The sequence below is a fragment of the Bradyrhizobium sp. SRL28 genome, from assembly GCF_018596315.1.
Classification (GTDB): Bacteria; Pseudomonadota; Alphaproteobacteria; order Rhizobiales; family Xanthobacteraceae; genus Bradyrhizobium.
In genome coordinates, this window is sequence record NZ_JAHEAG010000005.1 from 350,922 (window position 1) to 376,562 (window position 25,641).

General features: G+C 62.9%; 24 protein-coding genes and 1 pseudogene. 13 read left to right on the forward strand and 12 right to left on the reverse strand.

Annotated features, from left to right (window positions below; translation table 11 throughout):
* Nucleotides 1-74: 74 nt before the first annotated feature.
* The 3 genes from KIP88_RS15340 (at nucleotide 75) to KIP88_RS15350 (ending at nucleotide 3,845) form a co-directional block, all read left to right on the forward strand.
* Entirely contained in the window at nucleotides 75-662 is a 588-nt protein-coding gene (locus KIP88_RS15340) for a hypothetical protein (protein ID WP_214488740.1), read from the forward strand.
* A 332-nt stretch (nucleotides 663-994) separates the two neighbouring features.
* Nucleotides 995-2,164, forward strand: coding sequence for a trans-acting enoyl reductase family protein (locus KIP88_RS15345; RefSeq protein WP_214488741.1), 1,170 nt, complete (start codon nucleotides 995-997; stop codon nucleotides 2,162-2,164).
* Between the two features lie 82 nt (nucleotides 2,165-2,246).
* Entirely contained in the window at nucleotides 2,247-3,845 is a 1,599-nt protein-coding gene (locus tag KIP88_RS15350) for an FAD-binding oxidoreductase (protein WP_214488742.1), read from the forward strand.
* Nucleotides 3,846-3,895: 50 nt separating this feature from the next.
* Here the strand turns inward: KIP88_RS15350 and KIP88_RS15355 are convergent, their stop codons facing one another.
* The 5 genes from KIP88_RS15355 to KIP88_RS15375 all read right to left on the reverse strand — a co-directional run bounded on the left by KIP88_RS15355 (nucleotide 3,896) and on the right by KIP88_RS15375 (nucleotide 7,512).
* Entirely contained in the window at nucleotides 3,896-4,624 is a 729-nt protein-coding gene (locus KIP88_RS15355; protein ID WP_214488743.1) for an amino acid ABC transporter ATP-binding protein, read from the reverse strand.
* Complete coding sequence (locus tag KIP88_RS15360; protein ID WP_214488744.1) at nucleotides 4,611-5,261, reverse strand: amino acid ABC transporter permease; 651 nt, start codon at nucleotides 5,259-5,261, stop codon at nucleotides 4,611-4,613. Before KIP88_RS15360 ends, KIP88_RS15355 begins: the two co-directional genes overlap by 14 nt.
* A gap of 3 nt (nucleotides 5,262-5,264) precedes the next feature.
* Nucleotides 5,265-5,927, reverse strand: a complete 663-nt coding sequence (locus KIP88_RS15365) for an amino acid ABC transporter permease (RefSeq protein WP_214488745.1) — start codon at nucleotides 5,925-5,927, stop codon at nucleotides 5,265-5,267.
* Between the two features lie 22 nt (nucleotides 5,928-5,949).
* Entirely contained in the window at nucleotides 5,950-6,729 is a 780-nt protein-coding gene (locus tag KIP88_RS15370; RefSeq protein WP_214488746.1) for a transporter substrate-binding domain-containing protein, read from the reverse strand.
* A 228-nt stretch (nucleotides 6,730-6,957) separates the two neighbouring features.
* Nucleotides 6,958-7,512, reverse strand: coding sequence for a PAS domain-containing protein (locus tag KIP88_RS15375; RefSeq protein ID WP_214488747.1), 555 nt, complete (start codon nucleotides 7,510-7,512; stop codon nucleotides 6,958-6,960).
* 599 nt (nucleotides 7,513-8,111) lie between these two features.
* Here KIP88_RS15375 and KIP88_RS15380 point away from each other — a divergent pair.
* Nucleotides 8,112-8,909 carry a rhomboid family intramembrane serine protease gene (locus KIP88_RS15380; protein WP_214488748.1) on the forward strand — a complete coding sequence of 266 codons (798 nt, stop codon included), beginning with the start codon at nucleotides 8,112-8,114 and terminating at the stop codon, nucleotides 8,907-8,909.
* A gap of 186 nt (nucleotides 8,910-9,095) precedes the next feature.
* Nucleotides 9,096-9,524: a CBS domain-containing protein gene (locus KIP88_RS15385; protein WP_214488749.1), complete on the forward strand. Its 429-nt coding sequence runs from the start codon at nucleotides 9,096-9,098 to the stop codon at nucleotides 9,522-9,524.
* Between the two features lie 3 nt (nucleotides 9,525-9,527).
* Here KIP88_RS15385 and KIP88_RS15390 read toward each other — a convergent pair whose 3' ends face one another.
* A complete protein-coding gene (locus KIP88_RS15390; RefSeq protein ID WP_214488750.1) occupies nucleotides 9,528-10,598 on the reverse strand; it encodes a patatin-like phospholipase family protein in 1,071 nt (356 codons plus the stop codon).
* A 233-nt stretch (nucleotides 10,599-10,831) separates the two neighbouring features.
* On the opposite strand from KIP88_RS15390, the gene KIP88_RS15395 reads away from it, so the two are divergent.
* Together KIP88_RS15395 and KIP88_RS46510 are read left to right on the forward strand one after the other, a co-directional pair.
* The gene (locus KIP88_RS15395) at nucleotides 10,832-11,905 is read left to right on the forward strand and encodes a hypothetical protein (protein WP_214488831.1); all 1,074 of its coding nucleotides are present in this window, start codon (nucleotides 10,832-10,834) and stop codon (nucleotides 11,903-11,905) included.
* A gap of 368 nt (nucleotides 11,906-12,273) precedes the next feature.
* Nucleotides 12,274-13,109, forward strand: a pseudogene (locus KIP88_RS46510) (matrixin family metalloprotease).
* 153 nt (nucleotides 13,110-13,262) lie between these two features.
* Here the strand turns inward: KIP88_RS46510 and KIP88_RS15410 are convergent.
* Nucleotides 13,263-13,826, reverse strand: a complete 564-nt coding sequence (locus KIP88_RS15410) for a nitroreductase (RefSeq protein WP_214488753.1) — start codon at nucleotides 13,824-13,826, stop codon at nucleotides 13,263-13,265.
* An 82-nt stretch (nucleotides 13,827-13,908) separates the two neighbouring features.
* The gene (gene thrS, locus KIP88_RS15415) at nucleotides 13,909-15,954 is read right to left on the reverse strand and encodes a threonine--tRNA ligase (RefSeq protein ID WP_214488754.1); all 2,046 of its coding nucleotides are present in this window, start codon (nucleotides 15,952-15,954) and stop codon (nucleotides 13,909-13,911) included.
* Between the two features lie 246 nt (nucleotides 15,955-16,200).
* Between thrS and KIP88_RS15420 the strand changes: the two genes are divergently transcribed.
* Nucleotides 16,201-17,472 carry a hypothetical protein gene (locus KIP88_RS15420; protein ID WP_214488755.1) on the forward strand — a complete coding sequence of 424 codons (1,272 nt, stop codon included), beginning with the start codon at nucleotides 16,201-16,203 and terminating at the stop codon, nucleotides 17,470-17,472.
* A gap of 189 nt (nucleotides 17,473-17,661) precedes the next feature.
* Here KIP88_RS15420 and KIP88_RS15425 read toward each other — a convergent pair whose 3' ends face one another.
* On the reverse strand, nucleotides 17,662-18,969 hold the full coding sequence (locus KIP88_RS15425; RefSeq protein ID WP_249790785.1) for an alpha/beta hydrolase: 1,308 nt from the start codon (nucleotides 18,967-18,969) through the stop codon (nucleotides 17,662-17,664).
* Between the two features lie 299 nt (nucleotides 18,970-19,268).
* Between KIP88_RS15425 and KIP88_RS15430 the strand changes: the two genes are divergently transcribed.
* Together KIP88_RS15430 and KIP88_RS15435 are read left to right on the forward strand one after the other, a co-directional pair.
* Nucleotides 19,269-20,642 carry an APC family permease gene (locus KIP88_RS15430; protein ID WP_214488756.1) on the forward strand — a complete coding sequence of 458 codons (1,374 nt, stop codon included), beginning with the start codon at nucleotides 19,269-19,271 and terminating at the stop codon, nucleotides 20,640-20,642.
* 2 nt (nucleotides 20,643-20,644) lie between these two features.
* Nucleotides 20,645-21,883 (forward strand): hypothetical protein, encoded by a 1,239-nt coding sequence (locus KIP88_RS15435; RefSeq protein ID WP_249790815.1) that lies wholly within the window; start codon nucleotides 20,645-20,647, stop codon nucleotides 21,881-21,883.
* Nucleotides 21,884-21,895: 12 nt separating this feature from the next.
* Here the strand turns inward: KIP88_RS15435 and KIP88_RS15440 are convergent, their stop codons facing one another.
* The gene (locus KIP88_RS15440) at nucleotides 21,896-22,063 is read right to left on the reverse strand and encodes a hypothetical protein (RefSeq protein WP_214488757.1); all 168 of its coding nucleotides are present in this window, start codon (nucleotides 22,061-22,063) and stop codon (nucleotides 21,896-21,898) included.
* 82 nt (nucleotides 22,064-22,145) lie between these two features.
* Nucleotides 22,146-22,490 carry a membrane protein insertion efficiency factor YidD gene (gene yidD, locus KIP88_RS15445; protein ID WP_214488758.1) on the reverse strand — a complete coding sequence of 115 codons (345 nt, stop codon included), beginning with the start codon at nucleotides 22,488-22,490 and terminating at the stop codon, nucleotides 22,146-22,148.
* Nucleotides 22,491-22,727: 237 nt separating this feature from the next.
* Between yidD and KIP88_RS15450 the strand changes: the two genes are divergently transcribed.
* A complete protein-coding gene (locus tag KIP88_RS15450) occupies nucleotides 22,728-23,651 on the forward strand; it encodes a hypothetical protein (RefSeq protein ID WP_214488759.1) in 924 nt (307 codons plus the stop codon).
* Between the two features lie 143 nt (nucleotides 23,652-23,794).
* On the opposite strand, the gene KIP88_RS15455 is transcribed toward KIP88_RS15450, so the two are convergent.
* The gene (locus KIP88_RS15455) at nucleotides 23,795-24,244 is read right to left on the reverse strand and encodes an iron-sulfur cluster assembly scaffold protein (RefSeq protein WP_214488760.1); all 450 of its coding nucleotides are present in this window, start codon (nucleotides 24,242-24,244) and stop codon (nucleotides 23,795-23,797) included.
* Between the two features lie 232 nt (nucleotides 24,245-24,476).
* On the opposite strand from KIP88_RS15455, the gene folE reads away from it, so the two are divergent.
* Entirely contained in the window at nucleotides 24,477-25,184 is a 708-nt protein-coding gene (gene folE, locus KIP88_RS15460; RefSeq protein WP_214488761.1) for a GTP cyclohydrolase I FolE, read from the forward strand.
* Nucleotides 25,185-25,212: 28 nt separating this feature from the next.
* Complete coding sequence (gene hisI / locus KIP88_RS15465) at nucleotides 25,213-25,632, forward strand: phosphoribosyl-AMP cyclohydrolase (RefSeq protein ID WP_308163569.1); 420 nt, start codon at nucleotides 25,213-25,215, stop codon at nucleotides 25,630-25,632.
* Nucleotides 25,633-25,641: the final 9 nt, after the last annotated feature.

Here is a 25,641-nt window from a genome sequence, read left to right on the forward strand (position 1 = left end):
GGCATGTGGTTCTTGGTCGGGTGCAACCTTTATCCGGCTGGACGGTTGTTCAGTGGGCTAAACAATAAGGCTCCATGTCCAAATGGCTTAAACAGTTTCTGTTTGGAATTTGGGGTCTTCTGCTGATCCCATTGATCGCGCCTATCCTCGAAAAATGGCTGGCGGAAAACGTCTCCTCCGATCCCAGCGGTATGGCAACGACGGTTTTTCACAACGCTGTGGCAACGACCGTTTTTGATAACCTTCGCGCACTGGGCCAACAGCGTTGGTTTAAATTTGCGTTGGTCTTTTGGACCGGAATCGTACTTGGCGCCTCACTGGAATGGTTGAACCGGAAGTCGGATGAGAAAAAAGCTTCCGAGCTCCGGAGCCTCGGCGCTAAATTTCGCAGTCTTTCAGACAGCCTCAAAATTCGAACCGCGACGTCAGGATGGCCGGACAATGTGGGTGATCTCAAACCTGCAATCATGTCCGCACTTGGCTCCGCAAGGAAATTGCATCTGTGGGTCCCGGATGAGCACGTGTACCAATTGCCGGACGCGTCATTCCTTTGTGAATACTTCAGATGTGTCGGTAAGCTTTTAGAGGATGGACAATTTGACAAGGCCAACAGGGAGGCACTCTCCTGGCAGCCTTTCCTCGATAATGTGACGCTGTCTTGAACTTCTGCACTGGTCCAACCAAACCAGGGCCGCCGTGCTGCGTGCACGATGTGTCCACGCCCTAGGCTAGTGCTCTGAATCTACTTCCGCTTTCGGCGGAACAGCGGACATGGCCAGGCTTGCCATTGGTTGGCCCCGGTCCCGAATGCCCCCCAAGCGGACGTTGCGCGCCGAAGGCAGGAACTGTGGTATCCTTCGTCAAACGCGATGGGACGGTTCAACGAAGCGGCGGACCCTAAAATGGCCCTTGCTGCTCGTGCTGAGCGTCCCCGCGTCCTGCGATTGCACACGGATCTAAAGATCGCTCCCGGGTATCGAGGAGGGCCAACGTCGTGAAGCGGGACTTCGACCTCATCGTCTATGGTGCGACGGGTTACACCGGCCGTCTCATCGCCGAACATCTGGCAACGTCCTATCGCGGCGACGATGCTCCGTCCTGGGCGATCGCGGGACGCTCGACCGACAAGCTTCAGAAGGTGCGTGCCGACATCGGCGCACCAGACGATTTGCCTTTGGTTAAAGCGGATGCCGCCGAACCGGCCAGCCTGCGTTCGATGTGCGAGCGTGCGGCCGTGGTCATAACGGCGGTCGGGCCTTATCAGCTCCACGGTCCCGAGCTTGTGGCGGCCTGCGCGGCTACGGGCACGGCCTATGTTGATCTGTGCGGCGAGCCGCCTTGGATGCGGCGCATGATCGACGCCCATCACGAGGAGGCGAAACGAACCGGTGCGCGCATCGTCTTCTCCTGCGGCTTCGATTCCATCCCGTTCGATCTCGGCGTGCTTACGTTGCAGGAGAAGGCGCGCGAAAAATTCGGACGCCCGGCGCGACGAGTCAAGGCCCGCCTGCGTAAGGTGAAAGGCGGCATGTCTGGCGGCACTGCGGCGAGCGCTCAGGCGACATTGGCCGCCGCCGCGCGCGACCCGGTCCTGATCCGGCTGCTGACCGATCCCTTCGCGTTGACGCCGGGGTTCACCGGGCCGTCCCAGCCGTCGGGCCTTATCCCCGAATACGACCCGAGCCTGAACGTGTTGCTTGTCCCGTTCCCAATGGCGCCTATCAACACCAAGAACGTGCACCGCACGAATTTCCTGTTGGGTCATCCCTACGGCACGGACTTCGTTTACGACGAGATGATGGTCGCGCCGGGATTTGGAGAGATCGCTGGCGTGGCGACGGAGACGTTCGCCACGATGGTTTCCTTGCTCGGGACCGGCGGTCTCAAACGCGGCGCAGGCCCGACTCGGGAAGCGCGCGAGAAGGGCTTCTACGACATCCTCTTCCTGGGCGAGCTGCCGGATGGCGGACGGGTCGAGGCGGTAGTCACGGGCGACCGCGATCCGGGCTACGGGTCGGCCAGCAAGATGATCGCCGAGAGCGCTCTCTGCCTCGTGCGCGACGTGCAGGGCGAGGGCGGCATCTGGACGCCGGGCGCACTGATGGGTTCGGCGTTGCGCAAGCGTCTGAAGGAGCGCGCCGGCCTCACCTTCAGCGCGCGTTGAGGTAACGCACAGAACTGCAGCGGCGCGCCGGATACCGTGGCGACCTCGGAAGTCACAGACAGAAAAAAGCAGGGAGGATGCCATGAGCGGTGCAAGGCTAAAACATTACGGCTGGGGCCGCGAAAACGAAGGCATGACTGCCGAGGAGCAGGCTTTCGTGCTCGGCCGTTACCACGCGAAATTCGCACGCGATGCGTTTGAGACAAAAGCCGTGCCGCGTCTTGAGGACCTGGCACTGCGGGCGCCGCGCGTTGCGCTGCCGAGCTCACTTGCCGCTTTCTGCACGAGCGAACGCTACGACCGGGTCGCGCACACCTACGGCAAATCCTATCCAGACTACGTGCGAGGCATGCTCGGCGACTACGACAGCGCGCCCGACGCGGTCGCATATCCACGCAACGAAGCAGAGATTTCCGCTGTGATGGACTGGGCCGGTGGCGTCAACGCCTCGCTGACGCCGTTCGGGGGCGGGTCGAGCGTCTGCGGCGGCGTCGAGCCGCGGATAGATGGGCTTCGCTACAAGGCGGCCGTCACACTCGACCTACGCAATCTCGGTAAGGTTATCGAGGTAGATCAGATATCGCGCGCCGCACTGATCGAAGGCGGTGCCTATGGTCCGTCGTTGGAGAACCAGCTTAAGCCGCACGGCGTCACGTTGCGGCATTTTCCGCAGAGTTTCGAATATTCAACCCTTGGCGGCTGGATCGCGACGCGATCGGGTGGTCATTTCGCCAGTCTCTACACGCATATAGATGATTTCGTGGAAAGCCTGCGCGTCGTGACGCCGCGCGGCATACTGGAAACGCGTCGATTGCCGGGATCGGGTGCTGGACCGAGCCCCGACCGCATGTTCATAGGCTCGGAAGGAACACTTGGCGTGATTTCGCGCGCCTGGATGCGATTGCAGCCACGTCCGAAATTCCGTGCCGGCGCATCGGTTCGTTTCGATTCGTTCTTCGGTGCGGCACGCGCATTGCGCACCATCGCACAGGCCGGTCTCTATCCATCGAACTGCCGCATCCTTGACGCGCAAGAGGCGTTCAACACCGGCGCGGCCGACGGCAGTGTCGCGATCATGGTGCTCGGCTTTGAATCCGGCGACCATTCGCCGGATGCCTGGATGGCACGTGCGCTCGAATGCTGCGCCGACCATGGCGGGACGCCGGAGGCCGCAAAAGCCGGCGATGCACATCTCGAAGGCGCAGCAGGAATCTGGCGGAACGCATTTATTCGCATGCCATATGCGCGCGAGTTTCTGACCCCGGCCGGTCTCATCAACGACACGTTTGAGACCGCTATCACCTGGGACCGGTTCGAGAGTTTCCACGACAAAGTGAAGGCGGCGACGGAGCGAGCGATACTCGAAGCGACTGGCCTGAAAGGCGAGGTCACATGCCGCTTCACCCATGTCTATCCGGACGGGCCCGCGCCCTATTTTTCTTTCCACGCACTCGGTCGCCACGGTGCGCTTCTGGAGCAGTGGCAGGCGATCAAGGGTGCGGCCAGTGACGCGCTGATTGAGGCGGGTGGTACAATCACGCATCATCACGCTGTTGGCCGTGATCATCGGCCTTGGTACGATCGCCAACGCCCGGGGCTTTTCGCGGCCGCGCTTCGGGCAGCAAAAAGAGAACTCGATCCACAAGGCATGCTCAACCCGGGAGTGCTCGTCGATCCGTAACGCGGATCGACGCGCCAACGGACTAAGAGAATAATAGTGTTCGGCCTAACTCAGCCGACCTGGCCGACAAACTGCTGCAGTTCCGGCGTTCGGGGCGCGGCGAAGACCTCCTTCGGAACGCCTTCCTCGTGCACCTTGCCATGGTGCATGAAGACGAGCTTGGTGCCGACGTCGCGGGCGAAGCGCATTTCGTGTGTCACCAGAATGAGCGTCATGCCCTCGCGCGCCAACTGCTCGACGACGCGCAGCACCTCGTTGACCAGTTCCGGGTCGAGCGCAGAGGTGATTTCGTCGCACAGCAACACCTTTGGCCGCATCGCCAGCGAGCGGGCAATGGCGACGCGCTGCTGCTGGCCGCCGGAGAGTTCGCTCGGATAGGCGTCCATCTTTTCCGATAGTCCCACCTTGGCCAGCACCTCGGCGGCGGTCGCGCGGGCTTCCGCCTTCGACACCTTGTTGACGACCGTCGGCGCCAGCATGACGTTCTCGGCGGCGGTCAAATGCGGAAACAGGTTGAACTGCTGGAACACCATGCCGACATGGCGGCGCAGTTCGCGCAGGTTGGTGTTGGCGCCGGCGACCTCGATCCCGTCGGCGGTGATGCTGCCGGACTGGTACGTCTCCAGCCCGTTGATGCAGCGGAGCAGGGTGCTCTTGCCCGAGCCGGAGCGGCCGATGATCGCGACGACATCGCCTTTGGCAATGTCGAGCGAGACGCCTTTCAGCACCTCGTTCGCACCAAAACTCTTCCTGACGTCACGAATGCTAACGAGCGACATTGAGGCGGCCTTCGATTTTCTTCGCCCACCACGACAGCGGGAAGCACAGGCAGAAATAGATCAGCGCGACCAGCGAGTAGACCAGGAACGGCCGGAAGGTCGCATTGTTGAGCATGGTGCCGGCCTTGGTCAGTTCGACGAAGCCGATGATCGAGGCGAGCGCCGTGCCCTTGATGACCTGCACGGAGAAACCCACGGTGGGCGCGATCGCGATGCGCGAGGCCTGCGGCAGGATGACGTAGCGCATCTGCTCGATGTAGCTGAGCGCGAGGCTGGAGGAAGCCTCCCATTGGCCCTTCGGGATCGACTCGACGCAGCCGCGCCAGATCTCGGTCAGGAATGCACTGGTCCAGAATGTCAGCGCCAGCGTTGCGGCCGTCCATGGCGAGACCTCGACGCCGAACAGCGCGATGCCGAAGAAAAACAGAAAGAGCTGCATCAAGAGCGGCGTGCCCTGGAAGAACTCGATGTAGATCTTGGTGAACCATTCCAGCGGCGCGATCTGCGACGTCCGCATGAACAACAGGATCAGGCCTACGATGCCGCCGCAGAAGAACGCGATCAGCGACAGCACGATCGTCCACTGCGTGGCGATCAAGAGATTGGAGAGGATGTCCCAGAAGCTGAACTGCAGCACGGCTCACCTCGCCTTGAAGATGACGCGGCCGAGCGCGCGCAACAGCGAGCGCGTCAGCAGCGCAAGCAGGAGGTAGGCCAGCGCGACCAGGAGATAGACCTCGAAGTTCCGGAAGTTCCGCGAAGCAATGAAGTTCGCGGCATAGGTCAGGTCCTCCGCCGAGATCTGCGACACCACCGCCGAGCCCAGCATGACGATGATGATCTGCGACGAAAGCGCCGGATAGATTTTTCGAAATGCCTGGTTCAGCACGATGCGGCGCAGCACCTCCCATTTGGTCATGGCGAGGCTGAGCCCGGCTTCGATATGGCCTTTGGGCACGGCCTCGATGCCGGCGCGGATGATCTCGGTCGAGTAGGCGCCGAGATTGATCACCATGGCGAGGAAGGCGGCGGTGGTCTCGCTGAGCTTCAGCCCCAGCGCCGGCAGGCCGAAGAAGATGAAGAACAGCTGCACGATAAACGGCGTGTTGCGGATCAATTCGACATAGACCGCAACGATGCGGCCGAGCCAAGCGGGTCCGAAGGTGCGCGCCGAGGCCCCGGCGGTGCCGACGGCTATGCCGGCCACGGTCGAGACAACAGTCAGCACGATCGTGAAGACCAGCCCCTGCAGGAGCACGTTCCAGTAGGGCAGCAGTTCGGCGAATTGCAGTTTGTAAGACACGCGGGTGCCCCGGCGCTGGCGTTTAGAAGCCGGGCGGCAAGGGCGCTTTCAGCCACTTCTCCGACAGTTTTCCTATCTCGCCCGATGCCTTCGCCTTGGTGATGATCTCATTGACCTTGGCGAGCAGCGCCGGCTCGTTCTTGTTGAGCCCGACATAGCAGGGGCTGTCCTTGATCACGAATTTCAGCGCCGGCGCGCGGGCAGGAACCTTTTCGGCGATCGCGGCGGCCACCGTGTTGCCGGTGGCGATCAGGTCGACCTGACCGGACACAAAGGCGGCTATGGTGGCATTGTTGTCCTCGAAGCGCTTGACGGTCGCGTCCGACGGCGCCGAGGCGGTCAGCGCCTGTTCCTCGATCGCACCGCGGGTGGCGCCGATGGTCTTGCCCTTGAGGTCGGCGGCGCTGGCAACCGCGATCGCCTTGGTGCCGAATACACCGGAGAAGAATGGCGCATAGGCGATCGAGAAGTCGATGACCTTTTCGCGCTCCTCGTTCTTGCCGAGGCTGGAGATCACGAGGTCGGCCTTGTTGGTCTGCAAATAGGGAATGCGGTTGGCGCTGGTCACCGGGATGATCTCGGTCTTCACCCCGAGTTCCTTGCCGATCAGATTGGCCATGTCGATGTCGTAGCCTTGCGGCTTGAGATCGAGGCCGGCGGAGCCGAACGGCGCAAAATCCTGCGGCACCGCGACCTTGATCACCTTTGACTTCATGATGGAATCGAGCGCGTCGGCATGGGCCTGCGTCGCCACCGCGGCAGTGGCAATTGCGGCGGCAAGCAACAGTTTCTTGAAAGGCATTCTAGGATCTCCGAGGTTACGGCGAACAAGCGCCTCCGAGATTCCTCTCGGTGCGTATCATTCTGCTGATGTGGCCCGGCTCCACGTCGTGATTCGACCCTGCCTGACGCCTCGCATTTAGGCAATGCTTGGCTGTGCATTTTTTGGAGGCGCTTGTGGGTCGTTTTCGAGCATGGTCACGCGACCATGCGTTGCGCTGCGGTGTTTGTTGAACCCGTCGGTTCGTGATTACCGCAGGCCTTCATACACCATGAAGCCGCGCGCGATGGCGAGCTTGCGCAAGGCGCGCGGAACGAGCTTTTGCGGCCGGTGCAAATAGCGCCACGACGTCACCTTGAAATCCCTGATCGTGCCGAGGTCGCCTTCGAACGGCGCCAGAACGCCGGTCAGACTGATCGGCGCATGCGCGCGGTTGTTGAACGGCAGCAGCAGCAACTCCAGATGCGCCGTCGTACCGTCTTCCGAAGTCGCGGTGATGCCGGCAATCGCCGCCAGCATTTCCTCGGCAACGTAGTTGACGATGTCCTCGATCTCGCGGCGGCTGTCCGGGGCGAACAGCGCGGAGAAGCTCGTATCCTTCAGGTCGCGGCCGAGCAGGGCGCAGACCCGCGTTCCGGCGACGCGAAACGGGTAGCCGGCGTCGTTGTCGTAGGACAGCACGAAGATGTCGCCGAGCAGTTCGCGCACCGCGCCGGGTTCGATCTCGCTGCGGTCCGGCGCCCGCGCATCGCCCCGCTTCGCATCCCAATAGGCGAAGAACTCGCGGCTCGATGGGTGTTTCATAACTAATCCTCGCCCCGGGTTGCCTTGGCGAGACACTTCTGTCCCGCTTTTGCGCAACACGCCTTCCCTTGGGTGTTGTGCAGGACAGGCTTTGCAGCGTCCATGCCGGGAACGCGATTTGGCCGCGCGAGCCACGGCTTTGCGTTGTTAACGTTAAATTAACTATGAGGTTGGCGAAGGCGGGGCGGCGTGCGTAGTGTGGAACGCATCAGACGGCGCCGGTTTATCTCAGGGTTCTCGGCGCAGTTGGTACACAGGCTGGTGTCAAATAGTTTGGTCATCGCGCGGGGAGGGGTGGGGATGTGATCCTTAGCTCCTGGGGCGCGAGAAGATCAGCAAGATGAGGGAGGATGTTCTCAGCATCCTCCCTTTTTCTTTGGGCGGCGAGTTCGTGTCCCGGACGCGGCGCAGCGCCTTGGCGGTGCGCGCAGAGCCGGGACCCAGGCGGACTGCGTGGTGGGTCCCGGCTCTGCGTCGCGTCACTTCGTGCCGCGCCGCGTCCGGGACACGGATAACGGTGATTGTGCACTTGCACAGGGTGGGTAAAGCCGCCTATCTGGACCAATACGCCGCGAAGCCCAGCTAAGGTCCTGGACCCCTTGGAATCCCAGCCCTACTCCTCCCACGTCGAGCCGCCGGAGACCCCGCACGAGCCGATCCTGACGCTGCCGGGTGCGCTGACGGCCTATATCGCGCTGATCGCAGCGATTCATTTGCGCGTGCTGCTGCCGGTGGAACTGGAGAACTGGACCATCGACGTGTTCGGTTTCATTCCGAAGCGCTACGATTCCACGCTGCTCAACATTACCTTTCCCGGCGGGGCCGGCGCCAAGGTCTGGACCTTCGTCACCTATTCGCTGCTGCATGCCAATCTCAGCCATATCGGCTTCAACATATTGTGGCTGTTGCCGTTCGGCAGTGCGCTGGCCCGCCGGTTCGGTCCTGTCAGGTTCTTCGCATTCATGGCGGTGGCGGCTGCGGCGGGCGCACTGGCGCATCTCGTTACCCACGAGCACGCGATCGCGCCGATGATCGGCGCCTCGGCCTCGGTATCCGGTGCCATGGCCGCGGCCATCCGCTTCGCCTTCGTGCGGGGAAGTTTTCTTTCGTTCCACCGGGGCGATGCGGATGCCGCAGCGAAGGTTCCAGCGCTGTCGCTCGCCCGGGCGCTGCGCAACCCGCGCGTGCTCGGATTTCTGGCGGTGTGGTTCGGCGTCAACATCATCTTCGGGCTTGGGGCGATTTCGATCGGCACGGAAGGCGCCAGCGTTGCCTGGCAGGCGCATATCGGCGGATTTCTCGCCGGCCTGATGTTGTTTTCGCTGTTCGATCCGGTGCCGCGTGCGACGCCGCATGCCACGGATGCTTCATCGCCGGACGAAGCTGGCCGCGTCTGATCGCCGCTTGCGGCGAAGGACGATTTCATTCATCATCCACATAAAGTTGTAACGCAAGCCTACGCCGCTGCCGTGCATGACAGCCGCGCTTGTGAGCCGCGCCCCGACACCGGCGCGGAACTGTTGATTGAAGACTCGCGAACAAGTCGGGCCCCAAGGGGCGCGAACGGATTCAGGGAGGCGCCAATGACGGTACGTTCAATTCTCGACACCAAGGGCCATCAGATTCTGAGCGTCGACCCGGACGTCAAGCTTTCGGCTGCGATCAAGGTCCTTGGCGAACGCAAGATCGGCGCCGTGCTGGTGATGAACCAGGGGCGGCTTGAAGGTATTTTGTCGGAACGCGACATCGTCCGGGTGCTGGGCGAGCGCGGCGCCAGGGTGCTCGAGGAGCCGGTCAGCGCGGTCATGACGCGCAAGGTCGTGAGCTGCCGCGAGTCCGACACCGTGTCTGGAATCATGGAAATGATGACGATCGGCAAGTTCCGCCATTTGCCCGTGGTCGAGGACGGCAAGGTGGTGGGCCTGATTTCGATCGGCGACATCGTCAAGCGCCGGGTCCATGAATACGAGACCGAGCAGGAAGCCCTGCGCGACTACATCAAGACGGCCTGAGCGTTATTCCTTCTCGGTCTTTTCGACTGCCTGCTCGGCTGCGCCCGCCGGCGGTGGCGCCAGAATGTGGATCGCTTCCTGGATCGACTCGATGGCGCGTTCGGCAGCGCGCACGCCGTGGGCGATCAGGTCGTCGGCGCGATGAAAATCGAACCAGCCGATCTTGCCGACGCGGGGCGAGATCAACAAGTCCGGCGGGTCACCGGCCAGCCGTGCGCGGGTGATGCGGTCCTGCATGATGTTGAAGGCATCGACCATGACCGAGGAGATGCCCGGCCGTCCGCCGCCGCCGAAGAATTCACGCTTCATGGTGCGCTCGGCGGAGAAGAATTTTCCGATGCCGCGTTTCCGCGGCTCGGGTTCAGCCGCCGTTTCCGGCATTACCGACACCGAAACGCCGGGCGTCGGGCCGTGGGAATAAATCGTCGTGGAGTGCGTGAAGACGTCGCTGGAAAGATTGGCGGCGATGACGATCTCCGCGCCGAGCGCGCGTGCCGCCGACACCGGCACCGGATTGACCAGCGCGCCGTCGACGAGCCAGCGGTCGCCGACCATTATCGGCGAGAATATTCCCGGCAGCGCATAGGAGGCGCGCATCGCGTCCACCATCGGGCCATGGGTCAGCCAGATCTCGTGACCGGTGCGCACTTCGGTCGCCACGGTGGCGAACTTCACCGGCAGTTCTTCGATCAGGTTCTGGCCCATCGCCGCCTCGATTTCGGCCGCAAGCTTGGCGCCGCCGATCAGGCCCGAGCCGTTCAGGCGGATGTCGAGATAGGAGAGGACGCTTCGCGGCTGCAGGCGGCGCGCCCATGCCTCCAGCGCGTCGAGATGTCCGGAGGCATAGGCGCCGCCGACCACAGCGCCGATCGACGTTCCGACCACCACGTTGGGAATGATGCCATGAGCCACCAGCGTCCGGACGATGCCAATATGGGCAAAGCCGCGCGCGGCGCCGCCGCCCAGCGCGAGCCCGATCACCGGCCGGCGGATGCTGCCGAGCCCCACTTTGTCCTGGGCTTTGTCTTGGGCATCGGAGCCCTTTTGGCCGCGGCCCATCCAGCTATCCAACACGCAAACTCTCCTGCGGCTTCAACGATATTCGCCGCGGCGCAGAAGCGCCAGAACAGTCCATCCCAATCCGGATGCATGGTTTATGCCCGGGGAAAGCGGCCTAGGCAGGGAATGTGACTTGACCACGACCGCAGGATTAATTTGGGGTGCTGGTGCGGGTTCCGCTACCGCTGTCGGCCCGAACTTCCGCCAGGAGGCTTGAATTTGCCGCGTTTTCGGTGAAAAGCATGGCCATGATCTTGGGCGGTAACGGTATCGTTGGATTCGGGCGGGGCGGATGGCCTTTCCCGGCGCTGGCGTTTGCATTGGCGCTGGTCGTCTTGTTTGCCGTCCCGGCCTCGGCCCAGATGTTCTCGGACCGCCCGCCGCCGGTGCCGCCGGCTGCGGTTCCGGATGTCCAGACCGGGCCCGCCATGAATCTGGCACCGCCGTCGGGCACGGGAACGATCCCGCCGGCGCCGCTGAACCAGCCCACCATCGTGCCACCGTCGATCGCGACGATTCCGCCGGTAACGCCTCCAGCAGCGGCCCCAGTTCCAAATCAGGGGGTGCTGTCGCTGACGGCGCGCTACGGCAAGGATCTGCCTGTTATCAACGGCGGGCTGGTGTGGCGGGTGTTCGCCGACAAGCCCGACGACACCGGCACGTTCAAGCTGATCCGCGAGGAGCGCGGCGCGACCCCGAACATCGTGCTGCCGCCCGGCAGTTACGTCGTCCACGTCGCCCTCGGCCTGGTCAGCGCGGTGCGGGCGGTGAGTCTGAAAGCGGAGACCGATCGGGTGGCCTTCGTGCTTCCGGCCGGCGGACTGCGCATCGAGGGCCGCGTTGGCAGCAGCAAGATTCCACCGAACCAGATTTCGTTTGCGCTCTACAAGGGCAGCCAGTTCGAAGGTGGCGCCGGCGCCGAGCGCCAGTCGCTGGTGCCCAACGTGGCCGCAGGCGACGTCGCGCTGCTGCCGGAGGGAACCTATTACATCATCTCCAACTATGGCGACGCCAACTCCGTCGTCCGCTCCGACATCCGTGTGCAGGCCGGCAAGCTGACGGACGTGACCGTCAGCCATCGTGCAGCTGTCATCACGCTGAAGCTCGTCAGCGACCGGGGCGGCGAGGCGCTCGCCAACACCGCATGGTCGGTGATCACGCCGGGCGGCGACGTCATCAAGGAATCGATCGGCGCGTTTCCCCGCGTCGTGCTGTCCGAAGGCGAATACCGCGCGATTGCCAAGAACGAAGGCAAGGTGTTCGAGCGTCCCTTCAACGTCGTCAACGGCGTCGACGCCGAAGTCGAGGTCATCGCGCGCTAGAAGCGCAGACTGGCGGTGGGCTGCCGGGCGGTCCGACCAAAAAATCGCAAAACAACCCCATGCAAAGTAGAGTTGCACGGTCATTAGTGCGATCGCCCTGTAGGATGGGTAGAGCGAAGCGAAACCCATCCTCTGTCTGCGTGTGAGATTGATGGGTTTCGCTTCGCTCTACCCATCCTACGAAGCTGCTAAGCGAACAAAAAAACTTCGACGTAGCACCGCTGCGTCGGCTCGTCGTAGCATGGCTTATCATTTAATGAGCGTTGTATCGCCTCACTCTCGCCAGCGAGAATCTCAGTCTCGTCAAGCAGACAGCCTACGTCTCCGACACTGCGATCTTGATCCACGTCAACAGTGAAGGAGATACCATGGCGATCGATTTCAGCCTCGAGGGCGCAAAATGGGGCTCACCCGAACTGGGCACTGCGGGTGGCACGGTCACCTGGGCCGTTGATAACAGTATCTCCCAGGCGGAGCTGCAATCCATCAATGCTGCATTCGCCGAATGGTCCGAGGTCGCCAACATCCAATTCCAGCAAGTCGCGTCCACGGCCGATTCCGACATCGATTTTGCAAACAGTGCGCTCGATGGCGCCGGCAACGTACTGGGGGTCACGGGCTTCAGCTATGCAGGGGGCCAGCTTCAGAGCGCGGAGATTCAGTTCGATAGTGGCGACAATCTTTCAGCCTCGTCGCGATCCACGAGATCGGGCATGCGATTGGACTGGGTCACTACAACGACGACGACGCGGTGATGAACTCGTTCGCCAATTTCGACCTCACCGGTTTGGAGCAATCCGACATCGACGGCATCGTGGCGCTTTATGGCGCCAACACCACCGACATGGCGGATGCGGGCACCGGCACCACGCCGCCGGACACCGCCACTCCCGATACCGGAGCAACGCCTGACACGCCGACAACGCCGACCGCAGATGCGGGTAATGGCGGCGCCGGCGGCTGTGGCGGAACCCAGACGGCTGCGGGCGATGGCGCCACGGGCGCCGCTGCAGATGCCGGCACGAGTAATGGCTTCGGCGGCGATCTTGGTGGCCGCTTCGCCGATCTCGCATCCCTGCTGCATTCAATCCAGGGTGACCACAGCGATGCAGCCGCCGCGTCGGGCGCTGATTTGCCCAGCGCGCAGCTCGCCGAACTGAGCAACGTGGCGCACCAGTACTTCGACAATCATCTGTGGGGTTGATCGTGCGCGCCATGGTCGTCCTGTCGTGACGACGCGACAATGCCCGGCGCAGAACGAGACTTGTGCTCCGGGCAACGTCGTTGAATGGCGATGAAGAGAGCTGTCTAAAGTCGCAAACAGCGAATGTAACGAACCCAAATCTAGAACCCAAGTCTAGAACCGCGTCACGATCTCGGACAGCGACGGTCGCGGACGATCCTCGGCAGGCTTGGCCGGCGTGCCGATATGGATGAAGCCCGCGAGCTTCTCATCCGCTTTCAATCCAAATCCATCGAGCACATCGCGGTCGAAGGCGAACCAGCCGGTCAGCCAGTTCGCGCCATAGCCGAGCGCGGTGGCCGCGGTGACGATATTCATCGCGCTAGCGCCGGCGGACAGTTCCTGCTCCCAGGCCGGCACCTTGGGATGCGGCTTCGTAAAGCTGACCACCGCGATCACCAGCGGCGCGTCCATCAGCCGGCGCTTCTCCACCTCGATATCGGCGACCGGAGCTGACGGGTTCTTCTTTGCGAACACCTGCGCGATGACGTCGCCGGCGCGCGCCCGGGCGTCGCCCTCGAACACGATGAAGCGCCACGGCGTCAGCTTGCCGTGGTCCGGCACCCGCGCGCCGATGGTCAGGATGGTGTCGAGTTCGGAAGGCGTGGGGCCGGGCCCGCTCATCTCGCGGGGTTTGACCGAGCGGCGGTTCTTCAGGAGTTCAATAGCGTCGGGCACAAGGGTCTCTTTCATCGGAAGCGGCTGTGCCAGAGATAGGTGCACAACCGGTCCAGCGGAAGCGGATTTAGACCGATTATGATCAGGCCGCGGACCGCGCCCGCTTCACGTCCGGCGGTGTCGCTTCCTCGACGAGGGCGGCCAGCGCCTCGTCGGTCGGCATGACCTTCTGCCCATCGCTGCCGAGCCGGCGGATCGAGACCGAATGGGTCTCGGCTTCCTTCTTGCCGACGACGAGCAGGGCAGGGATCTTCGCCAGCGAGTGTTCGCGGACCTTGTAGTTGATCTTCTCGTTGCGCAGGTCGATCTCGACGCGCAGGCCCGCGCGCCGCGCGGCGGCGGCGACCACCTTGGCGTATTCGTCGCCGTCGGAGGTGATGGTCGTGACGACCACCTGGATCGGCGCCAGCCAGAGCGGAAAATTGCCGGCAAAGTGCTCGATCAGGATGCCGATGAAGCGTTCCATCGAGCCGCAGATCGCGCGGTGGACCATCACCGGGACCTTCTTCGAGCCGTCGGCGTCGATATAGAACGCGCCGAAGCGTTCCGGCAGGTTGAAGTCGACCTGCGTGGTGCCGCATTGCCAGTCGCGGCCGATGGCGTCGCGCAGCACATATTCGAACTTCGGCCCGTAGAACGCGCCTTCACCGGGGTTGATCGCGGTCTTGATGCGATTGCTGCCGCTGGCCTGGATTTCCGCCAGCACGGTGGCCATCACGCGTTCGGCATGGTCCCACATCTCGTCGGTGCCGACGCGCTTCTCCGGCTTGGTCGAGAGTTTTATCGTGAGTTCGCCCTCGAAGCCGAAATCCGCATAGGTCGACAGGATCAGCTCGTTGATCTTGAGACACTCGTCGGCAAGCTGGGCCTCGGTGCAGAACACATGCGCGTCGTCTTGGGTAAACCCGCGTACGCGCATCAGGCCGTGCATGGCGCCCGACGGCTCGTAGCGATGCACCACGCCGAATTCGGCAAGGCGCAAGGGCAGGTCGCGGTAGCTCTTCAAGCCATGCTTGAAGATCTGCACGTGGCCCGGACAGTTCATCGGCTTGAGCGCAAACCAGCGCTTGTCTTCGGCTTCGTCGCCGGCCGACTGCGCCGCGAACATGTTCTCGCGATACCAGTCCCAGTGGCCTGAAGTTTCCCACAGCACCTTGTCGAGGATCTGCGGCGCGTTGACCTCGCTGTAATCGCCGGTCAGGCGGCGGCGCATATAGGCGATCAGCGCCTGGAACACCGTCCAACCCTTCGGGTGCCAGAACACCACGCCGGGGCCTTCCTCCTGGAAGTGGAACAGGTCGAGTTCGCGGCCGAGCCGGCGGTGGTCACGCTTCTCGGCTTCCTCGATCTGCTTGAGGTAAGCGTCGAGCTCTTCCTGCTTGGCAAACGCCGTGCCGTAGATGCGCGTCAGCATCGGGTTGTTGGAATCGCCACGCCAATAGGCGCCCGCCACCTTCATCAGCTTGAAGGCGTTGCCGACCTTGCCGGTCGAGCTCATATGCGGGCCGCGGCAGAGGTCGAACCAGTCGCCCTGGAAATAGATCTTGATCGGTTCGTCGCCGGGAATGTCGTCGACCAGTTCGACCTTGAAGGCCTCGCCCTTGTCGCGGAACACCTGCTTTGTTTTTTCGCGATCCCACACTTCCTTGGTGAAGGGCTTGTCGCGTGCGATGATCTCGCGCATCCGCTTCTCGATTGCGGCGAAATCTTCCGGCGTGAAGGGCTCGTTGCGGAAGAAGTCGTAATAGAAGCCGTTCTCGATCACCGGGCCGATGGTGACCTGAGTGCCCGGCCACAGCGACTGCACCGCTTCGGCCAGCACATGCGCGCAGTCATGCCGGATCAGTTCCAGCGCGCGCGGGTCATCGCGGTTGATGAGCTCGATCTTCGCATCGCCCGAGATCGGATCGTTGAGGTCAGCGACCACGCCGTCCAGCGCCATCGCAACCGTGCGCTTGGCGAGCGAGGGCGAGATGCCCTTGGCGATGTCGAGCCCGGTGATGTCCCTGGCGTATTCGCGTTTCGCGCCGTCCGGGAAGGTGAGGGTGATCTTTTCCAAGGGCTCGGCGGGTTTCAAATTGGCAAGGCCGAACTGGAATCCGGATGCGGGCGTATTTTGGTCAGGCATAGTGGTCTCCTAAAGCTCACTCCTGCGAACGAGCGCAGGTAAGCGGGAAGCAGCGGTATAGCAGGCGATTCGGCGCCTGCAATCGGGCAATATCGAGAAATTCAGGTCAAATCCTGCTTACAATCAAGGGCCTCAGTCCGATCGCTGGAGCACCACGCGAGAGGCGTGGGGACCAAGGGTTGCAGCGCCGGCAGGCATTGTCTAGTTTTGGCGATTGCTTCCATTAGCCCGCTGATTACGCCGGTCATGATGCTTCGCCTTTTCCTTCTCGCAGCCATGCTGCTGGTTCACGGCGAGGCGCGTGCCGAAACGCCAGCCGAGAAGGCCGGATTTCCACCCAGGCTGATCATCTACAATGCCCGGGGCCCGGCCAATTCGTGCGGTCCGGGCTGCGATCGCTGGATTGCGGTCGAAGGCCAGGTCGATGAGGGTGCGGCGGTGCGCGTCAGCCGCTTCCTGCGCGACGTCAAGGATACCAGGCGGCCGATCTATTTTCATTCGCCGGGCGGCTCGGTCAGGCCATCCTATGTCATCGCCCGCCTGTTGCGCAGCCGGAAGGCCGTCGCCCGGATCGGACGCACCATCGCAACCGCCTGCGCCGGCGGAACCCAGGTCGATGCGGTCTGCCTCAAGGTCAAGACGGCAGGCGGCGAGGTTGAGGCCGAGCTCACGACCCGCAACGCCATGTGCAATTCCGCCTGCGGCTATCTGTTTCTCGGCGCCACGACCCGCGAAGTCGCGCCCGATGCCGCGATCGCCGTACATAACTCGAGGCTCACACTGCTCGCTCGCGGGCCATTCTCGGCGCAGCAGATTGCCGATTTCAAGCGACACAGCATGGCGAGGGCCGACCGCGAGCGCGCCGCCTTCGTCGTTGCCATGGGCATCAGCCGTGAGCTGGATGATCTCATCAAGACGGTAAAATTCGAGAGCTTGCATGTCCTCACGCGGGCGGAGCTCTATCGCTTCGGCATCGATACACGCCCCTTGTCCGAAACGGCGTGGACACTCGAAGCCGCGTCGCGCCCGTACGTCCGCAAGATGGCGGTGGCAAAACAGGGAGATGGCGTGTCGTTCCGAACGATGGAGTGGCGGCTGTTCTGCGAGAACAAGGATCGCGCCCGGTTGATGTTCGTGCGGGAATCCGACCCAAGCGGTGGCGGCCTCAAGACGATGATGTTGGCTGCGGGGACGGACAAGTCGGTGGCCTTTGGAAGGTATCCCGCGCGCGTCGGCAAGTACGAAGTGTGGAGCGATGTCGTCGCGCCCGATGCCATGCAGGCGATGCTGGCAGCTTCCAGCCTGCAGATGGGTGAGGGTACGCTCGGCGCGGAGGGCAAGACCAAGCTCGCGACTTTCGACATCGATACGCTTGGCCTGGGGTCGTCATGGACGCAGCTCTTGACATCGTGCCCGGCCAACACGACCCGGCCTGCGGCGGCGTCGTCCAATCTCAACCTCAATGCTGCTCCGGCGATTCCAGCGACTTCCGCAGCTCCCGCAACTCCGCCGAAATGAGCGCTGGGGTGGTGCCTGGAAGACATCGCTTCTGTTCACCTCGGTGTTGCTGGCCTAATCCGAGATTCGCGTCAGCGCGGCCTTGAAGCTGACGCCCAGCGCCGTACACAAGTCAAACGTCATCAACATCAGAATTCGATTTGAGGGAGATGATGGCCGGCACCCCGCGATGGCGCGGCGAAGAGGCGGTTACCGGCTTGCGTTGGGTGCGCTGGCGACCCGGGTCAAAGCGGGCGTTGCCGCCATCTTGACCAGCACGTCCTTGACCGGATGCTCGGTCCAGGCCCGCGTGACGTAATTGCGATGGGTGACGCCATCAGGCGTCTGCACGAACACGACGCTGCCGGGCCGCAGTGGCCCGTCCATGCTCTCGGTGACGGTGATGCCCCGGTCGCGGAGCATCTGCATCAGCTCCTGGTCGTGCCGCTTGGTGTAGCGGGTATACGAAGAGACGAAGAAGCCGGTACGGTTTTTCTCGATCCAGGACGCGAACTTGTCGAGTTCGCCATAGACGGCGTCGAGCAGGAACACGCCGCGGACCCGGTTGGGAACGCCACCGACTTCGAGGCTCCAGGCGGTCGGCAGGAAGCCGCCGCTATAGCCGACGATCACGATCGGCAGGTTCGCGAATGCCTGCGCCGACTGCGGATCGCCGTAGAGGCGGGCGAGATGGCTCGCTGATTCATCGATGAAGCGCTTGAAGCCGCCCGGCTGCCAGAACTTGCCGGCCGAGGAGTCAGCGGCATTCACCGCCATCTGGGGCGCGAGCAGCACGGCGTTGACGCCGGAATCCGAGATCTGCTGCGGCACCAATTGCCGGTCGCGGACGTCGCGCTCCAGCGTTGCGCCGTTGCCGTGGAAGAACACCACGATCATGCCGGGCTTCCTGACGTCGAACGTCTCGGGGACGTGCACCAGCACGCGGCTGTCGTTGTAGGTCTCGTCCTGCCAATAGACCTTGCCGCTGTAACTGCGATGGCCTTTGCGGTCGCCCTTGGAAATGTTGAGGAACGGCTCTTCGGAGCGCGGATTGGTGCCGAAATAGGGGAAGGCCGAGGACTTCATGCTGACCAGCGTGGTCAGCTCTTCACGCTCGGCGCGGGGTAGCGTCAGCGTTGGCGTCAGCGAGGCGACCCTCACGGGTTCGGTGCGCACCGTGCGCGGCGGCTGCGCCAGCGCGACCTGGCGCTGGACCTGTGGCAGGCTTTCATTGGCGGTCGGGAAACGGTCGGCGAATTGCAGCGTGGGGAAACGGTCGTCGAACGTAACGATTGAAGCTTGGGATTTGGCGGGCCGGGATTTTGCGCCTCCCGTGTTCGCCGCCAGCATTTCGGCGCTCGGCGCCTTGCCGTACTGAACCAGGACAAAGGATAGCGGCACGATCAGCGCAGCCAGCGCAAACCAGTGCCATCGTAGCGGCAGGGTGCGCCGCGGCACAGCCGACAATGTCGGCTGGCCACGACCAACTGTCTGGAATTTCGGATCAGCTCCGACCATCCACCCCAATGTCCCAAGATCACCGTCAACCGAGGTTAAGCTCGCACGCGCTTAGACGACGTTAAGCGTCCGGAAAAACTCCCCACGTCCGGAAGCCCTGAGGGGACCATGCAATCGTGTCGCGATTGTGGGGACCGTCACGATGTTTTCGCAATCCAGTAGTGGCACGGGAATAGCGACGGTATTATAAAACCTATTTCGCGTCTCAATTTAAACCATTGTAAACATTGCTTGAATTGAAGGGCGTCAGCCTGCACGATGCGGCTCTCGGCTGCGGGCGCTTGAATGTGGGGTCCGAGATGGCGGCATCAGAAACGGGAAGCCCAGCGTGGCCCGGCTCGCGCTCCGGCGGACGCTCCACCGTTTCGGTTCTGGTGGCGGTTGCCATCGTCGTTGCCGACATGGTCGGCGTCGGCGTCTTCACCAGCCTCGGCTTTCAGGTCAAGGATATTCCCTCCGGCTTTTCGATCCTGCTGCTGTGGACCGTCGGCGGCATCGTTGCGCTATGCGGGGTGTTTTCCTACGGCGAACTCGGCGCGATGTTTCCGCGTTCGAGCGGCGAGTACAATTTCCTCGGCCGGGCCTATCACCCGGCCTTCGGTTTTGTAGCGGGCTGGGTATCGGCAACCGTCGGCTTCGCCGCACCCGTCGCGCTGGCCGCGATGGCATTCGGCGAGTACGGCAAGTCGGTGCTACCAAATGCGCCACCGCTGGTGCTTGCGGTCGGCGTGGTCTGGCTGGTGTCGCTGGTGCAACTCACCGGCGTGCGGCATTCCTCGACCTTTCAACTGGTCGCGACCATCCTGAAGGTGGTGCTGATCGTGGCCTTCCTGGTCTGCGGCTTCTTGCTCGGTTCCGGGCAACCGGTGTCGTTCGCGCCGTCGGCTTCCGACTTCACCCATATCGTCAGCGCGCCGTTCGCGATCAGCCTCGTCTTCGTGATGTATTCGTTCTCGGGATGGAACGCGGCGACCTACATCATCGGCGAGGTGAGGTTGCCCGAGCGCAACGTGCCGCGGGCGATGCTGATAGGAACGCTGATCGTGCTGGTGTTGTATGTGGCGCTCAACGCGGTGTTCCTGCACACCGCGCCGATCGACAAGCTCGCCGGCCAGCTCGACGTCGCCCGGATTTCCGGCAGCTACATCTTCGGCGAATTCGGCGGCCGCATCGTCGGTGCGATGATCTGTTTCGGGTTGATCTCGTCGATCAGCGCGATGATGTGGATCGGGCCGCGCGTCATGATGACGATGGGCGAGGACCTTCCGGTGCTGCGGCCGTTCGCCCGAAGGTCGACCGGCGGCGCGCCGCCTTACGCCATTCTATTTCAGCTCACGGTCGCGAGCCTGATGCTGTTTACGCGCAGCTTCGAGGCCGTGCTCGATTTCATCCAGTTCGCGCTATTGTTCTGCTCGTTCTTCACCGTGCTCGGCGTGATCAAGCTGCGCATCACGCACCCCGATCTGCCGCGGCCCTACCGGGCCTGGGGGTATCCGGTGACCCCTGTGGTTTTCCTGCTCGTGACCGGGTTCATGATGTACTACCTTTTGACCGAACGGCCGTTGCAGTCGCTGCTGGGTCTTTTGATAATGCTTTCTGGTCTCCTGATTTACGGCGTTTTCCGCAAGCGGGCAGATCAAGTTCCCGTGGCCGCATCTTCGGGTCGTGAATGAATATGCTGCGTTCCGTTCGACTGGCGACGCTTGCTGCTGTGATGCTGTTTGCGGCGGCGCTTCCTGCTCGTGCCCAAACTGCATCCGCTGACGATACCGCGAAATTTCTGGCGGGCATGATGCCTTCGGCGGATTCGCCGCTCGCGCCGCTCACCAACGACCCGGCCTGGCAACGCCACGCCAAATTCTTCGACTCCGCGTTTGGGCAACTCGAGCAGCGTCAGATATCGCGGATCCGCGCCTGGGCGGATACCAATCTGGCGGCGCCCAAGCCGACCATGTTCTACATGTTCTCAGGTCCGGACTTTCTCTATGCGAACGCGTTCCATTCCAAGGCGTCGACCTACGTGCTGAGTGCGCTCGAGCCGGTCGGCTCGGTGCCCGACCTTTCGAGATTGCCGCGCGGCGGCATTGCGTCGGCGCTCTACAATGTCGAGCGTTCGCTGGCTTCGATCCTGAGCTTCAGTTTCTTCATCACCAAGCAGATGAAGACCGATCTGCAGGCGGGCCAGATCAGCGGCACCTTGCCGATCCTCTACGTGTTCCTGGCGCGCTCGGGCATGACCGTGAAGAGCGTCAGCCCGATCTCGCTGGACGACCAGGGCGCGGCGCATTTCGCAGGCGAAAATGCCGGACCGAATGCCGTGCGCGGCGTGCGCATCACCTTCGCCGACAGCGACGGCCAGGAAAAGACGCTGTATTATTTCTCGACCGATCTTTCCAATTCCGGCGTGAAGGCGAGCGGCTTCCTGAAATTCTGCGAGACGCTCGCGCCCGCCAACAGCCTGATCAAGAGTGCGTCCTATCTGCTGCATTCCGGCAACTTCACCACGGTGCGCAACTTCCTGCTCAACAACAGCGCCACCATCATCCAGGATGATTCCGGAATTCCGCTGGCCTATTACAGCACGAAGAAATGGCGCTTGTTCCCGTTCGGCCGCTATCTCGGACCGATCGACGAATTCCCGGGGCGCTACCAGGAGTCATATGAAGCACTCTTCCGCCGCGCGCAGCCGATTGATTTCGGCATCGGCTACCGCTGGCGCACGCCTGAAACGAATGTGCTGCTCTCCGTGAGATTGCCCGATGATGGATCGCCCGCTATCGACGCCACGGCGTCGGCGGAGGCGCCACCGCCACCGCCGCGTCCGCGCAGGCCGCGTCCGCCGGCGGATATAGGGCAGCGGCCGCCAGCGGATTTCTGGCCGCAGCCGCGGGGCGGCTTCTTCTTCTGGCGATAGAACGCCCGGACTTCACCAGCGTACGCTTTGACTCGGTACGATGAAGGCCGCTTTGCTTGGCGGTTCGGAGCGCGTGCCGAAATATTGCCAAGCCGCGACAATGAGGATGAGCAGCGCGAGGATCGCGAGCAGGTCGTTCAGCCTGACATCGTGACCATGGTCACTGATTTTCCAGCGCATGGGTTGTTTCCTCCCTGAGGGAGTGCCGCAATCAATGCGGACGGCAGAACCGGAGTTCCAACGCATCAGCAATGCGCATTCATCAACCGTTGACGCCGCGCCAGCGTCCGTAGCGCCAGGGCAGATACCATCGCGCGCCCGCAGGTCTCGTCAGCGGCACGTTGTCGATGCCGGACGTGCCGAAGGGCTGGCAGCGCAGGATACGCGCCAGCGTCATCCATCCGCCGCCCCACAGACCGAAGCGTTCGATCGCTTCGTCGCCATACACCGAACATGTCGGCAGATGCCGGCAATTGTAGCCGACCAGCGGCGACAGCGTGTGCCGGTAGATCCAGATCAGCGCGCGCCCGGCATTGCGCGGCAAACGTTGGAGCGCGCTGGCACAGTCTGTGCATTGCTTGTGCGGAAACTGATCGGTGGGCGCCATGCTAAGCCATGTACGTAGTCTTGCGGGAGTTCCCAAGCAAGGAACTGATTTGATGCAGATATTTACGCCACAGTTCGCAATTATCGCACCGCGAAGCGGCGTAGCAAGCCAAGGTATTATGGACGACACAGGACAGTACGGTTACCGTTTCGGCAACGCGTCGATGACAGAATCATGTCGCGTTGAAGTGGGGCCGTTGCCATTGCTCCCTGAAGGGACTTGGGGGAAGGAACCAAATTGAGGTTTGTGACGTCGCTGAAATCTCGCGGCTGGGCGCTCCTCGGCGCCACCGCCTTCTGTCTCGCATTGCCTGGCGCGGTCACGACGCTGGGCAACTCGGCGCATGCCGGCGGCACTCTCGAAGAACGCAAGCAGCCGATGCATTTCAAGTGGAATGCTTGCCAGCCCGATTGCAGGGGCTGGGTCTCGGCGGTCGGCATCGTCACATCCGATAGTCCGAGGGAGTTCGAGGAGTTCGCCAAGGATCGCCAGCTTGCCGGGGCGACCATCGTGCTGGATTCCAGCGGCGGCTCGGTCAACGATTCCATCGCACTCGGCCGGCGGTTCCGCAGTCTCGGCGCGCTGACCACGGTCGGCGCCACCGTACGCAAGCAAACCCCGCAAGGCGAACGCGCGAGCGTGGCGCCGGAAGCCTATTGCGAGTCGATGTGCGTGTTCCTGCTGCTGTCGGGCAAGACCCGTTACGTGCCGCCTGTCGCGCGTGTCCGGGTGCACCAGATCTGGATGGGCGATCGCGCCGACGACGCCAAGGCCGCGAGCTACACCGCGCAGGATCTGATGATCGTGCAACGCGACATCGGCCGCCTCACGAAGTACACCTTCGACATGGGCGGAACCGGCGATCTGCTGTCGCTCGCGCTCAGCGTGCCGCCGTGGGAAGATCTGCACGAATTGTCGCGCGGTGAATTGCGCCTGGCCAATCTCGTCACGACCGATGCGATCGCCGATGTGTTCCCGCAGGACAATACGTCGGTGCCAATGGCCGAGGCGAAGCCGGCCAAGCCGCAGGACCGCTTCGTCAGTTCCGCTGTCGAGGGTGACGCGCAGCCGCAGACCGGCAAGTCCACCAAGACCGCCGAAGCCGCGGTTCCGACCGGTGGCTCTGCAGCCGCGCCGACCCAGCCGCCGCAGCAGAAGTAGGCTCTACCCGTACCGACGGTGTCATCGCCCGGCTTGACCGGGCGACCCAGTATTCCAGAGACGTCAGCGATCGATCGAGAGTTCCCGGCGTACTGGATACCCCGCATTCGCGGGGTATGACGACGGTATGCTGGGCTTGCCCCTTACGCCGACGCCGGCTGCTTCGCCCTCGCTTCGATCTGGCCGATGGCGTCGACCACGGCGTCGAAGGTCAGCATGGTCGAGGCGTGGCGGGCCTTGTAGTCGCGCACCGGTTCGAGCAGGCCGATGTCGGCCCATTTGCCTTGCGGGGGACCGCCGTTTTCTTTCAGCATCTTGCGCACGGTTTCTCGCAATTCACGTAACTCGCCAGCCGTCGAGCCGACCACATGGCTTGCCATGATCGAGGAGGAGGCTTGTCCCAGTGCGCAGGCCTTCACGTCATGGGCGAAGTCGGTGACCACGGGCCCGTCCATCTTGAGATCGACCTTGACGGTCGAACCGCACAGTTTGGAGTGGGCGGTGGCGCTGGCGTGGGGGTCGGGGAGGCGGCCGAGGCGGGGGATATTGCCCGCCAGTTCGATGATCCGCTTGTTGTAGATGTCGTTCAGCATGAGAATCGGTGTCCCGGGCGGCGGTCCGAGCGCCCTTGGCGGCTGGGTTTCATCGTCCTATATATGGACAGGAACGGCGGAAAAACAGCCCGGCCGTTTGCCTTGGGCGGCCAGAGGTGGAAATCAGCTCGGCCGTCAGCGTGTTGTGGATGGGACTCAGGCGCCCGGCGGCAAAACCGCCCCGTCTGCCCGGTGACACTCCGGTCTTTTGGACCGGTCGAACGGAGAAGACATGGACGCATTGATCAAATCCATCCGTACCGCCAAGCCCTCTGAAGTCAAATCGCCCGATGTGGCCCCGGATACCCGCCCGGCCGAGCTCGATCCGGCCGAGTTCCTGGCGGCTGCCGTCCGCGCCGACCTGCCGCGCCCCTCGCGTGCGGAGGCCGAACGGGCCGTGCTCACCTTGCTCAGCTATATCGGTGAGAACCCCGGCCGCGAGGGCCTGCTGGATACGCCGCGCCGGGTGGTCGAAGCCTTTGACGAACTCTATCAGGGCTACCACCAGTGCCCAGCCGAGGTGCTGGACCGCACCTTTGGCGAAACCGCCGGCTACGACGATTTCGTCCTGGTCCGCGATATCGAATTCACCTCGCAATGCGAGCACCACATGATGCCGTTCTACGGCAGGGCGCATATCGCCTATACGCCGGTCGAGCGGGTGGTGGGATTGTCGAAGCTGGCGCGGCTGACCGATATCTTCGCCCGCCGCCTGCAGACCCAGGAGCACCTGACCGCCCAGATCGCAGCCGCGATCGACGAGGTCCTGAAACCCCGCGGTGTTGCCGTGCTGATCGAGGCGGAGCATACCTGCATGTCGGTGCGCGGCGTCGCCAAGCACGGTGCGATGACGTTCACCAGCCGGTTCACCGGCATGTTCCGCGACAATCCGGCGGAGCAGCAGCGTTTCCTGTCCCTGGTGCGAGGACCGAACCGGTAACCTCGCTTGAATTTTGGCGAGGTCTGCCGTGTCCACCCCAAAACATGATCACGATCGCGAAGAAGGGCTGGATTTCCAGCCCAAATTCGACGCGTCCGGGCTCGTGACCTGTGTCGCGACCGATGTCGCCACCGGCGACGTGCTGATGGTCGCGCACATGAATGACGAGGCATTGCGCAAGACCATCGCGAGCGGCGAGGCCTGGTACTTCAGCCGTTCGCGCAACGCGTTGTGGCGAAAAGGTGAGACGTCGGGTCAGACCCAGCGCGTGGTCGAGATGCGCCTGGATTGCGATCAGGACGCGGTCTGGATCAGGGTAGAGCAGATCGGCGCCGCCTGTCACACCGGCCGGCGGTCGTGCTTCTACCGCAAGGTCGACGGTGATACGCGATTGTCATTCGTCGACGCCGACCGCCTGTTCGATCCAAAGGCGGTCTACCGCGAATAGCTTCGGTTC

Coding starts and splice junctions, on each gene's coding strand:
- KIP88_RS15340 (WP_214488740.1), top strand. CDS start 75: ATGTCCAAATGGCTTAAACAGTTTCTGTTTGGAATTTGGGGTCTTCTG.
- KIP88_RS15350 (WP_214488742.1), top strand. CDS start 2,247: ATGAGCGGTGCAAGGCTAAAACATTACGGCTGGGGCCGCGAAAACGAA.
- KIP88_RS15355 (WP_214488743.1), bottom strand. CDS start 4,624: ATGTCGCTCGTTAGCATTCGTGACGTCAGGAAGAGTTTTGGTGCGAAC.
- KIP88_RS15370 (WP_214488746.1), bottom strand. CDS start 6,729: ATGCCTTTCAAGAAACTGTTGCTTGCCGCCGCAATTGCCACTGCCGCG.
- KIP88_RS15375 (WP_214488747.1), bottom strand. CDS start 7,512: ATGAAACACCCATCGAGCCGCGAGTTCTTCGCCTATTGGGATGCGAAG.
- KIP88_RS15385 (WP_214488749.1), top strand. CDS start 9,096: ATGACGGTACGTTCAATTCTCGACACCAAGGGCCATCAGATTCTGAGC.
- KIP88_RS15395 (WP_214488831.1), top strand. CDS start 10,832: ATGATCTTGGGCGGTAACGGTATCGTTGGATTCGGGCGGGGCGGATGG.
- thrS (WP_214488754.1), bottom strand. CDS start 15,954: ATGCCTGACCAAAATACGCCCGCATCCGGATTCCAGTTCGGCCTTGCC.
- KIP88_RS15420 (WP_214488755.1), top strand. CDS start 16,201: ATGATGCTTCGCCTTTTCCTTCTCGCAGCCATGCTGCTGGTTCACGGC.
- KIP88_RS15425 (WP_249790785.1), bottom strand. CDS start 18,969: ATGGTCGGAGCTGATCCGAAATTCCAGACAGTTGGTCGTGGCCAGCCG.
- KIP88_RS15430 (WP_214488756.1), top strand. CDS start 19,269: ATGGCGGCATCAGAAACGGGAAGCCCAGCGTGGCCCGGCTCGCGCTCC.
- KIP88_RS15435 (WP_249790815.1), top strand. CDS start 20,645: ATGCTGCGTTCCGTTCGACTGGCGACGCTTGCTGCTGTGATGCTGTTT.
- KIP88_RS15440 (WP_214488757.1), bottom strand. CDS start 22,063: ATGCGCTGGAAAATCAGTGACCATGGTCACGATGTCAGGCTGAACGAC.
- yidD (WP_214488758.1), bottom strand. CDS start 22,490: ATGGCGCCCACCGATCAGTTTCCGCACAAGCAATGCACAGACTGTGCC.
- KIP88_RS15455 (WP_214488760.1), bottom strand. CDS start 24,244: ATGCTGAACGACATCTACAACAAGCGGATCATCGAACTGGCGGGCAAT.
- folE (WP_214488761.1), top strand. CDS start 24,477: ATGGACGCATTGATCAAATCCATCCGTACCGCCAAGCCCTCTGAAGTC.